7 protein-coding genes and 3 pseudogenes are annotated in these 13,993 nt (G+C 56.0%); 6 read left to right on the plus strand and 4 right to left on the minus strand.

Features of this window, described 5'->3' with window-relative positions; translation table 11 throughout:
- Nucleotides 1–9: 9 nt before the first annotated feature.
- From AABB31_RS15730 to AABB31_RS15745, 4 genes are read left to right on the plus strand one after another with little or no spacing between them, the layout of a single operon-like run.
- Complete coding sequence (locus AABB31_RS15730; protein ID WP_342077244.1) at nt 10–696, plus strand: ABC transporter ATP-binding protein; 687 nt, start codon at nt 10–12, stop codon at nt 694–696.
- Nucleotides 693–1,943 (plus strand): ABC transporter permease, encoded by a 1,251-nt coding sequence (locus AABB31_RS15735; RefSeq protein ID WP_342077243.1) that lies wholly within the window; start codon nt 693–695, stop codon nt 1,941–1,943. The genes AABB31_RS15730 and AABB31_RS15735 overlap by 4 nt, the downstream gene beginning before the upstream one ends.
- A gap of 22 nt (nt 1,944–1,965) precedes the next feature.
- Nucleotides 1,966–2,466 carry a DUF3299 domain-containing protein gene (locus tag AABB31_RS15740; RefSeq protein WP_342077242.1) on the plus strand — a complete coding sequence of 167 codons (501 nt, stop codon included), beginning with the start codon at nt 1,966–1,968 and terminating at the stop codon, nt 2,464–2,466.
- Nucleotides 2,460–2,972 carry a DUF3299 domain-containing protein gene (locus tag AABB31_RS15745; protein ID WP_342077241.1) on the plus strand — a complete coding sequence of 171 codons (513 nt, stop codon included), beginning with the start codon at nt 2,460–2,462 and terminating at the stop codon, nt 2,970–2,972. The genes AABB31_RS15740 and AABB31_RS15745 overlap by 7 nt, the downstream gene beginning before the upstream one ends.
- Here the strand turns inward: AABB31_RS15745 and AABB31_RS15750 are convergent.
- Nucleotides 2,940–3,729, minus strand: a pseudogene (locus tag AABB31_RS15750) (IS5 family transposase). The gene AABB31_RS15745 and the pseudogene AABB31_RS15750 overlap by 33 nt on opposite strands.
- 135 nt (nt 3,730–3,864) lie before the next feature.
- On the opposite strand from AABB31_RS15750, the gene AABB31_RS15755 reads away from it, so the two are divergent.
- Entirely contained in the window at nt 3,865–4,206 is a 342-nt protein-coding gene (locus AABB31_RS15755; protein WP_373634975.1) for a hypothetical protein, read from the plus strand.
- Nucleotides 4,207–5,289: 1,083 nt separating this feature from the next.
- Here the strand turns inward: AABB31_RS15755 and AABB31_RS15760 are convergent.
- The 3 genes and pseudogenes from AABB31_RS15760 to istA form a co-directional block, all read right to left on the minus strand.
- Nucleotides 5,290–10,560, minus strand: coding sequence for a hypothetical protein (locus tag AABB31_RS15760; RefSeq protein WP_373634976.1), 5,271 nt, complete (start codon nt 10,558–10,560; stop codon nt 5,290–5,292).
- A 382-nt stretch (nt 10,561–10,942) separates the two neighbouring features.
- Nucleotides 10,943–11,649, minus strand: a pseudogene (istB, locus tag AABB31_RS15765) (IS21-like element helper ATPase IstB).
- Nucleotides 11,582–13,184, minus strand: a pseudogene (gene istA, locus AABB31_RS15770) (IS21 family transposase). Before istA ends, istB begins: the two co-directional pseudogenes overlap by 68 nt.
- Nucleotides 13,185–13,220: 36 nt before the next feature.
- On the opposite strand from istA, the gene AABB31_RS15775 reads away from it, so the two are divergent.
- On the plus strand, nt 13,221–13,970 hold the full coding sequence (locus AABB31_RS15775; RefSeq protein WP_342077238.1) for a cupin-like domain-containing protein: 750 nt from the start codon (nt 13,221–13,223) through the stop codon (nt 13,968–13,970).
- Nucleotides 13,971–13,993 lie beyond the last annotated feature (23 nt).

The following is a 13,993-nucleotide window of genomic DNA, read 5'->3' on the forward strand; positions in this document are numbered from 1 at the left end:
TTGGCGACGATGGTTCTTGCACTTTCCGATGTCGGCTACAGATGGCCGGGGCGGGCCGGTTTTTCGCTGACCGTGCCGGAATTGACCGTTGCCAAGGCTGAATCTGTTCTGCTGCTGGGTGAAAGCGGTTCGGGGAAATCGACGCTGCTGTCATTGATCTGCGGAACGATTCTGCCCGATCAGGGTAGCGTCACCATTGCAGACACCAATATCGCCAAGCTGTCCGGTGGCGCACGCGACAGGTTTCGCGCCGAGCAAGTCGGCGTGATCTTTCAACAGTTTAACCTGCTGCCCTTTGCATCTGTGACTGACAATATTCTGCTGCCGCTTCGTTTTGCCCCTGCGCGCCGGCAGCGTGTCAGTGATGCCGCAGCCACAGCCGCAACGATTTGCAGCGCACTTGGTCTGCCGGCCGAGGTGATGGGCGCAAAGGCAACGGCGCTTAGCGTTGGCCAGCAACAGCGTGTTGCCGTCGCCCGGGCGCTGATCGGGCAGCCGCCGCTGATCATCGCCGATGAACCGACATCGGCGCTTGATGCAACCAGCCAGGCGGCCTTTCTCGATTTGCTGTTTGCACAGACACAGGCGCATGACACCTCGCTTTTGATGGTCAGCCATGATCCGCGGCTTGGGGATCGCTTTGACCGGGTCATCCGTATGGAAGATATCGCCCAGATCGAAAGGGCCGCTGCATGATCCTGCGTCTGGCCATTGCCTCGCTATTTGCGCGTGCTTTGACCGTGGGCATGACCATTCTTGCCATCGCCTTGTCTGTCGCCCTGTATCTTGGGGTGGAAAAGGTCCGCACCGGCGCCAAGACCAGTTTTGCGGATACGATTTCCGGCACTGACCTGATTGTTGGTGCGCGGTCCGGGTCCGTCCAGCTATTGCTGTATTCGGTGTTCCGCATCGGCAATGCGACCAACAATGTGACCTGGGAAAGCTATCAGGATATCGCGGCGCGGCCGGATGTTGACTGGATTGTCCCGATTTCGCTGGGTGACAGTCATCGCCAGTTCCGGGTGATGGGAACGACCCAGGCTTTTTTCGAACATTACAAATATAGGCAAGGCAGATCGCTGGCCGTCGCAGACGGGATCATCATGGATGACCTGTTTGACACCGTTATCGGTGCCGATGTTGCCACAACGCTGGGCTATAGCGTGGGCGACCCGATCATCGTTGCGCATGGTCTGGCATCCTTTGCCGAGCATAAGGACCAGCCGTTCCGTGTATCGGGCATTCTGGAAAAAACTGGCACACCTGTTGATCGGACCGTGATTGTCAGCATGGAGGCGATTGAGGCGATCCATGTGGATTGGCAGGGCGGCGCCCAGATCCCCGGGCAGGCGACGCCCGCGGATGTGATCCGCCAGATGAACTTGACCCCCAAAGCTGTCACCGCCGCACTGGTCGGTGTCGAAAGCCCATTGCAGACCTTTGCGCTGCAGCGTGCGATCAATGAATACCCCGAAGAGCCCTTGCTGGCTGTCCTGCCCGGCGTTGCCCTGCAGGAACTATGGGGGATCGTGGGCATTGCGGAAACTGCCTTGCTTGCGGTGTCGGCCATGGTTGTTGTCACCGCACTGATCGGCATGATGGCGACGATCTTTTCCAGCCTGAATGAACGCCGCCGCGAAATGGCGATCTTTCGGGCGACGGGGGCAAGACCCGCGACAATCCTTGGGATGCTTGTTCTCGAGGCCATGGTCATGGCTGCAGCGGGCGCTATTATTGGATTGGGGCTGTTATACATCGGGCTGACCATCGCGCAGCCTGTTGTCGATAGCGCCTTTGGTTTGTGGCTGCCAATTGATGCGCCCACCTTGCGCGAGCTCTGGGTGATCATCGGCGTTGTCTGCGCTGGCGCAATTGTGAGCCTTGTGCCCGCATTGCGGGCTTACAAAATGTCGGTTGCAGATGGTATGATGGTGAAAACGTGAAACCCATGATGAGGTGAACGGAATGCTAGATCGTAGAACGACATTGACGCTTTTGGCGGGGTCGACGCTCGCACCGGGTGCCGCTTTCGCAGCCGCCCCGCGCGAGATCATGTGGGATGATCTGATCCCACCGGGCGTTCCCTATTCCGAAATCATCGGAGAGGGCGAGTTGGACGAAGCCAACGATACCTGGAATCCGATCTACGACGCCAATGCGGTCAAGCTGAACGATGCGCTGAATGGGGCCTATATCAGGATGCCCGGTTTTATCATTCCCTTTGAGGTCAGCGCCAAGGGCGTGACGGAATTCATGCTGGTCCCGTATATGGGGGCCTGTATCCACGTACCCCCGCCACCCGCAAACCAGCTTGTGATGGTCACCGCAGCACAGCCCTGGCCGGGTGATCAACTGTGGGATGCCGTCTGGGTCACAGGGCGGATGCAAACGCAATTGCAATCGACGGATCTTGGCAAAACCGGATATTTCATCGCCGCCGACGAAATGGAGATCTACGAATGGTAAACCGCCGCGTTCCACGTCGCATGGTCTTGGCGGGCATGGCAGCAACGGCTGTCGCACCCCATGCGGCGCGCGCCGAAGAATATATCGACCTGGAATGGGAAGATCTGCTGCCGGAAAATGACGTGGCTGTGCAAAACCCGCTACGCGGCCTGTTTGCACATGATGAAGATGCGCCGCTCTCCAGTCAGCAACCGGCCTCGTCCGGTGTCAGATCCGACTGGAACGGACAGGTTGTCCGTCTGCCAGGGTTCATTGTGCCGATTGACTATAGTGGCACTGGCGTGACCGCCTTTATTCTGGTGCCGTATGTCGGTGCATGCGTGCATGTACCGCCCCCGCCCGCCAACCAGTTGGTTTTCGTCTCAACCCCAACACCTTACGAAAGCAAGGGGTTGTTCGAACCTGTGAATGTCGTTGGGATGTTCGGCGTCTCGTCAATCTCCACGCAGCTTGCAGATATTGGCTATGCCCTATCAGCGGATCGAATTGAGCCCTACCGCTCCTAAGGTCAGGACTGATAGCCAGTAAATGACGATTGCGGCGAGAGCGATGGTTGAGCGGAAGGCTTTCGGGTACCGGCCGTAGCGGGTCGCCAATGCTTCAGCCTTCGAAACATGAGCTCAATCCGTTTACGCCGTTCGTACCGGCGCTTGTCGTATTTGAGGGTCTTCTTACGTTGTTTTCGGATTGGTAGGCAGGGACGTATCCCTTTATCTTTCAACGCATCTCTGGACCAGTCCGCATCGTAACCGCGGTCCCCGAGAAGCCAGTCGACCTCGTGCAAGCTGCCGAGCAAGGCCCGTGCACCGATGTAGCCGCTGACCTGACCGGCTGTGACAACCAGGCTTAGCGGACGCCCTGGCTGTCGCAGATGGCGTGTAGTTTAGTGCTCATTCCGCCCTTGTTGAGGCCGATCAGGCGTCGACGCCCCCCCTTTTTGATCCCCAATCTGGAAGCGGTGGGATGCGCTTTGAGATAGGTAGCGTCCATCATGACGGTCTTTGTCTCGCCGTGATTTGCAGCCAAAGCCACCATCACTTGTGCAAAGATACCTTTATCGCTCCACCGCTTCCAGCGATTGTAGAGCGTCTTGTGCGGGCTGTAGGTACTCGACGCGTCACGCCACCGTAAGCCATTGCGATTGATGAAGATAATCTCACTCAGCACACGCCGGTCATCAACCCGAGGTTTGCCTTGGGACTTCGGAAAGAAGGGTCCAAGACGCGCCATTTGCGCATCCGTCAGCCAACGTAGATCAGATATGTTCACCGCTCGTTTTTGAGCTGTGAATCACGCACTCAAACAGAAATCAATGGGTCGTGACCCCAGGAACAGTCGCGCGGCAGACTCCTCAGGTTTGTATGGCAGAACGAAAGCAACAAGAAAGGAAACAGATCAATGAATCTAATGACTTTAGCGGCATTTATGGGCGCAATAGTTCTTTTCGGCCTTTCCGTATCGCCAGGACATCCTGCCGTTCCATGTTTCACAATACTTGCCTACGCACTTTGCGCGTACATCTTGATGCCTGATCTCGCGATAGCGTCATCACGCGAAACCATCGAATGGCATTTTGTCTACCCGCTGGTTTCTTCGGTGCTGGTGACCGCAGAATTGTTTATGCTAAATCCAGCTGCTGGCCCTGCACTGATCGCGTTGGGCAGCGCACTGTTCGGGGGCCTTTCTACTGGGCACTCTTGCGGCATTTGCGGCCCATGCTATTCTGGCAGTCGTGTGTGATTGAAAAGTTCAAGACACCTTCAGGGCTCAGCCATTTGGCTTCTCTGTCTTGCTATTTGTAGTTGCCGCTATTGCTTCGCGGTTCGTGAATTTGGCGATGGGAAATAGCTACTAATGAGCCGATGACCGAAGCGATACTAAACCCCAAATGCCTTCTTCAAAACGCTTGAATGCTTCGAACCCGTAGCATGGGCACAAATGAGAACCTGGATCGGGTTATCAGGAACCGTCACTCGATCTATTCAGGCGACTAAACAACTTGAAACTGTCGCGGTTTGATGCCGCTCCTTTGATAGCATTTATTGCAGCAAAGGAGATGAACGTTGGGACTGAAACGTACGGATGAGTTCCGGGCTGATGCGGTGCGGATCGCTGGGACCAGCGGACTGACACCTTCAAATGGCCGGTTTTACCAGTGCTGGACACCTATGGGTTTTTGACCGGAATTGCCGGGCAGGCAAGCTCAGCAGCTGGGGAAATGTCCGTTCCAGATTGGCGCCCGAGAAGGCCGAGCTCTTGGTCTGTGCATCGGTACAGGTTGCTCGAAAAAATGCCTCCAATGGGCGTCGTATTGGTAGGAAACCAATATTCCGGGTTTGACCTTTCCAAGGATCAGAATCCCGGATGAAGGTTACAGTGACAATCTGACCAGCAGCGAATCAGTGGCTCACCATCCAATCGCACGCAAGCGGTTGAGTCACCCGCAAATCCGGCGCAGCTCGTACCGGGACAGAGCGCTCGCTCTGCGCCCGAAATCTTCGCGCCAGACCGGTCTAATCTGCAGTGTGTTCGAAGTTTTCTTAGTACCTGACATTCTCTGGCGGCGGACGTGACCATTCTTTCGGTTTATCCGGTGAAACTGGCATATTCGTATAACCACTCCAATCACGCCCGCCGTCAGTTTGGCAATTGATCTTCAACCTCTGGACTTAGTAGCGCCCCCCACATCGGTGAAATTCCCCCGATCCTGCTGGCAAACTTTGACGGCGAGACCAGCCCGCCGTCATGAGATCAGACGAAAACTCTTGCCCTGGGTAGCAGAAGAGTGCGTAGCAGAGCAGCAGGTCGTGACCAGCTCCAACTTTAGACTGGTGGGGGCCCTGCCTCGTCACGTGCCGGATCCAAAGCTGGCGCGCGCCCGACGCTCGTGAAGTTGAGCACAAACCCAGTCTCGATCCCGCCTTCTACAGTAACAGGTGGTGCTCTCACTATGAGTTTTGCAGGCTTAAGTGCTTGTCCAAGTTCCGGGTTAAGGCTTGAGAGGTCAATTGGCGCCTTTATCCTGCCCATCGTCGTGTCATAGAACACCCCGGCGGTAGCAGTGAAGCTATCAGGTATGATATCCAGCCCTCCAGCGCCTGGCCGGAATTCATTGTCTGGGTTATCCGGAGAAACTTTCGCGTCGGAATTCCACCAATTCAATGCAACGAATGGCAAATAGAACCCTCCTTCCAGGAGGAGAAGATCAACCGGATCCCCACTCGGAGTATCAACTACTGGCGGCTGCCTAACCGACGGGTCGAGTGACAGGAAACTTGCCCCACCGCCCGGATTTGCCCCACCACCCAGAAATGCGCCCGGCGGGGGAACTTCATAGGAGTCATACTCCGCCTCAAGGTCACCCAAGTCAGCGTCGTTAAAGGGATCTCTTTGTGTCTGCAAGTATGTGTTGGCACGATTAATCGTAAATTCAACACGTTGAATAGAGCCCTCAACATCCGCGAAAATGAAATCGGATCCAGTGGGGTTCTGTTCCAAGACAGAGCGTAAGCCATCCACTTGATCAGCGAGCGTCCGGATATCGCGCCTTAGTGTTCCAACGATGGGACCCAATTCAGCGCCCCCTGGCTGTCCCCTTAGCCAATTAAGATACTCGGTAGCCGAACTCAAATAGTCCTCTGCCTTATCGAGGGCTTCTTGCACCTGTTCGCGCTGCGTAGGTGCATCTTCAAACTCGGCCTCATTTGTTGGTGGCGCAACCGTCGCCGGTTGCTCGGGCAGCATTGGGGGATTGCCAGCAAAAATTGTATTCAGTTCTCTTTCAAGCCCGCGCGAGGGAATCGCGAAATCCAAGTCAAGTATGAATTCGCCTCTTTCCCTTCTGTCAGCTCTATTCAATATTTGCGCGATTGCCTGACGAGCACGGGCAACTTGACTCTTTAATACTGGGTCTGCCTTCGACATATCAATCTTGTCTAATTCCAAACTTGCCCGTTTCGCAAATTCGACCGTTTGATCAACGTCAACATCTTGAATGTCCTCACCCGCAAAATCGTCAAGAACTGGAGCGGGAGGTGGCGGGCTATCCAAATCGTCATCGTCATCGTCGTTAAAGACGTTTACTTCTGGCGGCTGAACTCTGGATCTACCGGTCAACCACTTGTAGAGGCTTTTCAGTCCAGCACCAACATCGAGGGCCCCTACAAAGGCGCCACCGATTGCAATTTTGTCTAGTCGCCTTTCGGTCTCACCATCACTGTTCTTCCTAGTTGAGATATTCATGGAAGCCTGCATCGTAAATGCGCGTCCAAAAGCACTGCCCGGTATATTTACTTCAGTTTCAAGTGCATAGCGCATGATAACTTGATATTGTGATACGCCATTTTGGCCCCTAAGAACACGGATCTTCCCATCGGAATCGCGAAAGATCGGTGTTGCAATAACTATGACCGGTGCAAATACCTTTCCATTCGCTAGTGGTTTACTGACGCGCAATACGGTCTTGAGAACATGAGCTTCACCTTTCTTGATGAATTCAAATGTCCCTTGGGTGCCGTCGGGTTCTTCAATAACTGTGTCACCTTCCGGAGTAGGTACCGGAACAGTGGCTTCGGATACCTCGCCATTATATTCATCTACGACTTGCTCGTGGAAATTATGGATACCTCCGGTCGTTTCCATGAATTCCGCCTTGCTCATCCCGAGGGCGCTCAATGGATCGGCTGCAAAATTGTATGCATCGTCTGCATAATCACGCGCAGCATCATATTCGCGGCGGTCCGCTGGGTCGCTTGGTGCAGGGCCGAATGCTATTTCGTACACCCCGGCATCATACGCGGTCTTGTTTATTTTTCCTTCCCGGAAATCATTTTCAAGCTCGGCCATTTGGGCAGCTTCATCTTCTGAATAGAGATGTTCTTTTGGAGCAGGTTTATCGCTTTCCGGGTGGTCTTCTGGGCCTGGGATGTCGTCTTGTGCGGGTGTATCTGTGGGTTTTGAGGCGTCAACATAGGTGCTGTTGATCTTGATCGACGTGTTGAACGGTGCCCAGACATCCGTACCGGCCGGGTCCAGGCCGCTGTCCACACTGACCACATATTCGTCATTGCCCTCCTGGCCGTCCTGCAGGCTGAACTCTTTGCCTTCGTAAAAGAACGGGTCGCTCCGGGCGTTTTCGTCGCGGATCACGACAAGGCGTACCGTCGGCGGTTCCCCATTCACATGCGGAATGAACCCGGCCCCCTCTGTCAGGCCAACGCCATCACCCGTGCCGCTATATTCACTGCCTTGTCTGGCCCAGCCGATCTTCCATTTGCCAGTCTCGTCCTTGTACTGAACTTCGTAACGCGTGTGCTTGATGTCGTTCGTTTCATTGAGAAAGTCTTCGGTGTCGCCGGCGTCGGTCGACAGGATCACATCCCCGTTGATCAGGGTGCCTTCCTGGCCTGTGTAATGGCTAGGCGGATCAAGCGCGTCGACCGTCACGCGAGTGCGCGCATTTGCGTCGATGGTCCCCGCGGGGTCGAAGATTGTACTCAGGATGTCGGTCAGACCGGCCGAGGTCTGTCCGCCTTCCTCGATCTTTTCTTCGATATACTCACCGTCCTTGATCACCCCGACACTGGCGATATTGTCATTGACGTTGCGCCCAAAGTTGGAGTCTTTGCCTGAATACATGTCATATTCAAGCTTATCCCCGTTCTGGACAGGCCTGTATTCTACATAGACGGTCCCTTCCTCGCCGGGCTTGCCATAGACGGCCCGGATGTTGGGCCGCCCATCGCGACCATCAAAGATAACGGGGAACTGGAACGGGCCAAAACCGCCATCCTGATCGGTATCGCGCGAGGCTGTGACCCATTTGCCGTCCTTGCGCTGATACTGGATCTCGGTGATCCCTGTCGTGCCGCTGCGTGTGCCGCGGGAGGTTTCGATCACCGCCAGTTTGCGATGCTCAACCGGAATATCTTCGGTCGCCGTAGAGACCACACCTGCATCAAGATTTTGGGCCTCCCCGCGCACAGTGTTATCATCAACCACGCTTGGGGCCGGGGGCTGCTCTGAGAATGTCACGCTGACGTCGTTGAAGCCTTGGCCGGTATCTCCGTACTCAAAATCCACCCTTGTGGAATTGTCGCTCGCGTTTGGCGTTTCTTGTGACCGTCCTGATCCGTCCCCATTCTTGATAGTATCATCGTCCATGTTCAGGTTACGCACACGTACGTTTGGAAGCTTCTGACCAGACCGGTTTACGCGAACAACAATTTTTTCGCTAGAAGCTGGGCCGGAATCCTTGCGAGCGACTTCGACCCATTCCCCTTTCTCAGGATCAAAAACTTCGACCACAGCCGCATAGGATGTTTTAAAACTCACCTCGGCAAAAACTTCGTTGGTCTCGTTTTCAGGTGTGACCTGCAGAACACCGTCAGCATTGAAAGCAATGAAACCGTCATCCATTGCCGCGACTAAGGCATCGGGCCGTGAAATATTGCCGCCATCCCCATACACTTCGTCGATCGTGGCGAGGTTTGCGCGACTGAGGCCGCCATAGTCAGTGTCATAGTTGTTCTCCGACACCCCAAGCATAGCGCCGTAAATCTCGTCAAGCAGCTCTCCACCACTTGGATGGGTCCTAACAACACCAGAACTAGGCTCCGCAGCCCGCACCAAATTGTTGCGTTGGTCTTTGGTCAGTTTTGTCAGGTCGAGACGGACCTTTCCTTCATCCAACTCGATAACGCCTTGATCGTAGAAGTCTTGGAAATCGGCTTTCGACAGCTTACCGCCATTGGCACTCTCGAGAACGAACGAAAAGAACTTTTGCCCGCGTTCTGCCACCCAACCGTCAAGTTCCCAATCAGTGTTGGCGATATCCATTTCATCAAAGCCAACGGTGTCATCGTCACCACCACCGTTCCCCTCGATAAGTTGTTGCCCCAGCATTGACGCGGTCTTGAATTCGATCCCATTACTATCTGAGCTCAGGCGGAATAGCCCTTTTTCTGCGGCCTCTGCCAACTCTCTATTGTCAACTTGACCATCCCCGTTTCCAAGAGCGCTATCAATATATCCCGCTTGCCCGGAGGTCAGATCAATGTCTTCGAAAAATGAGGATTGAATGACTTCATCAGGATCAAAACCAAGTTGTTCCAGGTATCGAGAGGTCTCGCTGCCATTTTCCATCTCGTTTAGAACAGTCTGGTGATCTTCCTCTGTCATTGCGGTTTCATCGACCATTAACTTACCGTTACCATCGTCGACTAAAACACCACGTTCTTTGAGCGCATCGATCTGCGCATCACTTGGCGCAGTGCCACCAGCCAAGGCGACAACAATAAACTTGGTGCGATCTGGATTTGGACCTCCAAACTTTGACAGTTGGGACGGTGCGCTTGCATTTACCCGAACACGTTTACCCTGAAAATTGGCGACAGCCTTATCATCCGGGCGCCGCTCAAAGTCTGATTTCTTGAGGTCTGCGCCCCGGACCACCTTGGCAACCCGCGCACCCACATCACCCGGTGCCAGCTCCAGCCCGCGCTGGCTGACCTGCGCCCCAAGCCATTCGCCCATCTCCTCGCGGATCGCCGCGCCTTGCCGGGCCGGGGACAGGCCCTGGCGCACCATGATCACGTTCTTGCCAGGCACATAAGCCGCATCCACACCGGGCGGCAGCGCATTGCGTGGCGCCGTGCCCTTGCGGATCTCTGCGCGCGAGGCGGTCGGCACCGAAATAATCCGGGGCCGCGGCCCGCCTTTGCGCAGCGTCTGGCTTAATATGTCATCAAACAACAGCTGCTCTTCGAGCGTCAGTTCCTCGATCTGCTTGCCGAACAGGGCTTCGGCCAGCGCCTGATCGCCATCGGGCTGTTCGCCGAAATCCTGCATCTGCTGGCGGGCATCATTCCCCCGGTCGCCAAGATTTGCGGAATCCTGAGACCCTGACCGCGACTGGACTTTCCGGGTGCCTTGGGTTGTCTCATCAGCACCATCACGGCGCCCGGCCTGCGCGGTCTCGCGCCGCTTACGCGCCGCCTGATCGCGCACCACAGCACCACGACGGCTGAGCGGGCGCGCACCACCTGTGACAACAGACTGACCGGCACCGGGGCCTTTGTTGATTCCATCAAGCATAATAGATCTCCTTAAAGCGCCGGGGGTCGCCGGCCATGCACTCGATTTAGCAACCGTTAGTTGCGACCGTAAGGACCACTACGTACGCGAAATTTGCGGGGCCACTACGTAGAAAAACAAGTAAGATACGGAAATCCAGGTGCCTGATATTGTCACTGGACCAGCACAAGTGGACTGGACATGTCTCGCCTTAAGTCCTGAACCTAGTGCCGTTCCAGTTGCTCGTTTAAGTTGTCAATCGGCATCGAACATTGCCCCCCTGCTGGCATCCAATATTGACCCGCTTGTGCTGAGCAGGCCCGCCGCTGCGTAGCACTCACCTAGCGCAGCGGGGGTAGGCCTGCGGGGTTTCGGATTAGCGCTATGCGAGGTTCTTGAAGCGCTAGCTTTCGTTGCCTGTCTCGACGATCTCGCAATGGTGGGTGAGCTGGTCCAGGAGCGCGGTGGTCATCTTGGCATCGCCGAAGACACTGGCCATTCGCTGAAGGTCAGGTTTGTTGTGACGATGATGGATGTGCGTTCGTAGAGCTTGCTGATCAGATGGAACAGAAGCTGGGCGCCGGTCTGTGCGAATGGGAGGTAGCCCAGTTCATCGAGGATCAGGAAGTCGAGCCGCGAGATCAGGTCGGCGGTTCGACCCTGCCGTTCTGCCCTGGCTTCGGCGTTCAGCTTGTTCACCAGATCAACACCGTTGAAGAACCGCCCGCGGCGGCCAGCCTGGATGCAAGTGCGGGCGATGCTGACGGCAAGATGGGTTTTGCCGGTGCCGGTGCCCCCGATCAGGATGAGGTTGCGCTGGTGATCCAGGAAGTCGCCCGTGGCCAGGTCTCGGATCATGGTCACATTGACCTCGGCAGCGTCGAAGTCGAGCTCTTCCAGTTCCTTGGCCAGCGGCAGCTTGGCGATGGTCATCTGGTACTTGACCGACCGCGCCTGCTTGTCCCTGATCTCGGCCGTCAGCAGATCCCCGATGATCTGCTGGGACTCATGCTGGCGTTTGACGGCGGTGGTCAGCACCTCGTCATAGGCGGCCCTCATGCCGTAAAGCTTCAGCTTCCCCACGGCGTCTATTACATCTGATCTTTCCATCTGTCTTTCTCCTCAAGCTGTCATAACGGTTGCAGTCGGCCATGGGCTCACACGAGAGCCGCAGGGCGTCCGGGGTGGTGATTGTCAGGGGCTGCGGTGGTTCGCGATGACGGGCCAGGATGTTCTGCATGACCCCGGCGGAATGGACATTGTGCGACAGAGCTTCGGCACAAGCAGCCTCCACCGCATCGATCCCGTCGGTCAGCACGGCACTCAGGATGTCGACCATTTACCGGTCGCCGCAGGGCTGGCGTTCCAGCTTGCGTTGCACGCGGCGGATCGGGGACGGCAGATCCCACTCTTTGAATGGCGCGTCATTGCGCAGCGCACCGGGTTTGCAGGCCAGAACCAGGTATGTAATGCGGGGGGGGGGCGAAGACGGTTTGGTCGCGACCAAAGGCGCGGAGGTGGTTGCCAACAATCCTGCCAGCATTCCAGCTGGTCGGCATAATTCCAGCTGGTCGGCATAAGCTCTGATCTCGACCGGCCGCCCCACGGCTCGGGCATCGACCGCGCAGCGGTTCTTGTCGAAGCCCGCGAGGCAGGTCTTGGAGACAGAGGCCGGAACCGCGTGGAACCCATCGAACGGACCGACGCAAGGAACCAGGCTTGGGCGTTCTTCTTCGAACACCTCCCAGATCGTTCTGTCGCGCAGCTCCGGGTGCTTGTTCGCCTTCGCATAGGCCAGGCATCGGTCTTCCAGCCAGGCGTTCGGCTCGGCATAGGAGTTGAACTTCGGACGCGGCACGAAGAACCGCCGCCTGAACACGCCCACTTGGTTCTCCACCTGACCCTTCGCCCAACCCGAGGCTGGCGTGCAGGCAACGGGGTTGACCAAGTAATGTCCGGACATCTGCTGGAACCGGCGATTGTAAGCCCGATCCTTCCCGACAAAGATCGCATCGACCGCAGCCTTCATATTATCGTAGATGCCCCGGGCGCAGACGCCGCCAAAGAAGGCGACTGCGCGATCGTGGGCATCGAACACCGTCTCTTGGCTCTCGCGGGGGGTAAGCCCGGACAAACGGTATGCGGCTGTGGCTCAGGCGAAGATGCGCAACCTTCACCGTCACGGTTGCAGCATCGATCAGAACGGTCTCATGGCTCCAGTCGAACTGATAGGCCTCGCCGGGATCAAAGCTCAGCGGCACATAGGCCGCAGCCGAAGCTTCCCGCGTCACTTTCGATCAGCTGGCTGCATATCGACGAACCGCATCGTCGCTGCCGTCGTAGCCTCGATTGCGCAACCCTTCGTAAATCCGGACCAGGGTCAGCCGCTGGCGTTTGGGTTGCCGGGCGTTCTCAGCCAGCATCTCATCCAGGTGAGGCCGCCACGGGTCAATCTTTGGTCGGGGTTGCGTGGACCGATCATAGCTGAACGCGGTAGACCCGGACCGCACCGCCTTCCGTACCGTGTTCCGCGATACCCGCAGTTCCCGGCAGATCCGCTTGATCGACTTCCCCAGGGTAAAATGTCCGTCGTCAGGGTTTTCGGAACCATTACGTTCGCGGGCAATCTTGCCTTGGCAAACCATCTGGCAAAATGCTGCTTGCGGCCATCAGATTGGACAATGGCCAGATTTCGAAAAGCCGCTCGGCAGCATGCCCGAATGGGTTACCGAAATCTGACAACAATTGAGTATCTCGATACGCCAAGCCAGCGCCAAATTCTTGAGGTGATGGAAGAAGGCCGCCCTGTGGTTGTCACGGGACTTGAACCTGAACCACCTTGCCGGGACTGGACAATTGATAAGCTGGCCCAACGCTTTGGCGATGCGGTTACGCGCGTGCGGTCAGCAACGCACCGTCAAACCATGGCAGAGTTCGTTGCGGAATTGAAAGAGTTCGAAGAACATCCCAAAGATGACCTTATCGAGGGTTTCACAAAGCCCTACACCGAGGGGGCCAACCTTCCGGAAGAGATGTGGGCCGACTTTGGGACGCTGTTCTTTGATCGTGAGGATTTTATCCCACCGCAACTTTGGTTGGGTGCGGTACCAACCCATATCCCGACCTCTAGCTTGCACAGAGATCCTTTGACCGGATTTTTGTTGCAGGTCATAGGACGCAAGCGCCTTGATCTCTATTCAGCTGATCAAGAAGATCTGCTTTACCCGATGAAAAGTTATAATAACTATCAGCCGTGTTGGTTCAAACCTGAGCACCCAGATCCTCTTATTTATCCAAAGTCACAGGCGGCAAGTTGCCTGTCAGTGACGCTACACCCGGGCGAGCTTTTGATTCAGCCAGCAGGGTGGTTCCATCAGGTTTATGCCTTGGACAGTCCAAATATGTCTGTCAGTTATTTCTGGCGCTACTAAGCGCCAACCGTATTTTGTTTGGT

Origin of the sequence: Yoonia sp. SS1-5, assembly GCF_038443705.2 — a bacterium.
Taxonomy (GTDB): Bacteria; Pseudomonadota; Alphaproteobacteria; order Rhodobacterales; family Rhodobacteraceae; genus Yoonia; species Yoonia rhodophyticola.

What these genes read in the sequence shown, in the direction of transcription:
- AABB31_RS15730 (WP_342077244.1), top strand. Translation starts at nt 10, where the DNA reads ATGGTTCTTGCACTTTCCGATGTCGGCTACAGATGGCCGGGGCGGGCC.
- AABB31_RS15745 (WP_342077241.1), top strand. Translation starts at nt 2,460, where the DNA reads ATGGTAAACCGCCGCGTTCCACGTCGCATGGTCTTGGCGGGCATGGCA.
- AABB31_RS15775 (WP_342077238.1), top strand. Translation starts at nt 13,221, where the DNA reads ATGGCCAGATTTCGAAAAGCCGCTCGGCAGCATGCCCGAATGGGTTAC.
- AABB31_RS15760 (WP_373634976.1), bottom strand. Translation starts at nt 10,560, where the DNA reads ATGCTTGATGGAATCAACAAAGGCCCCGGTGCCGGTCAGTCTGTTGTC.
- AABB31_RS15755 (WP_373634975.1), top strand. Translation starts at nt 3,865, where the DNA reads ATGAATCTAATGACTTTAGCGGCATTTATGGGCGCAATAGTTCTTTTC.
- AABB31_RS15740 (WP_342077242.1), top strand. Translation starts at nt 1,966, where the DNA reads ATGCTAGATCGTAGAACGACATTGACGCTTTTGGCGGGGTCGACGCTC.
- AABB31_RS15735 (WP_342077243.1), top strand. Translation starts at nt 693, where the DNA reads ATGATCCTGCGTCTGGCCATTGCCTCGCTATTTGCGCGTGCTTTGACC.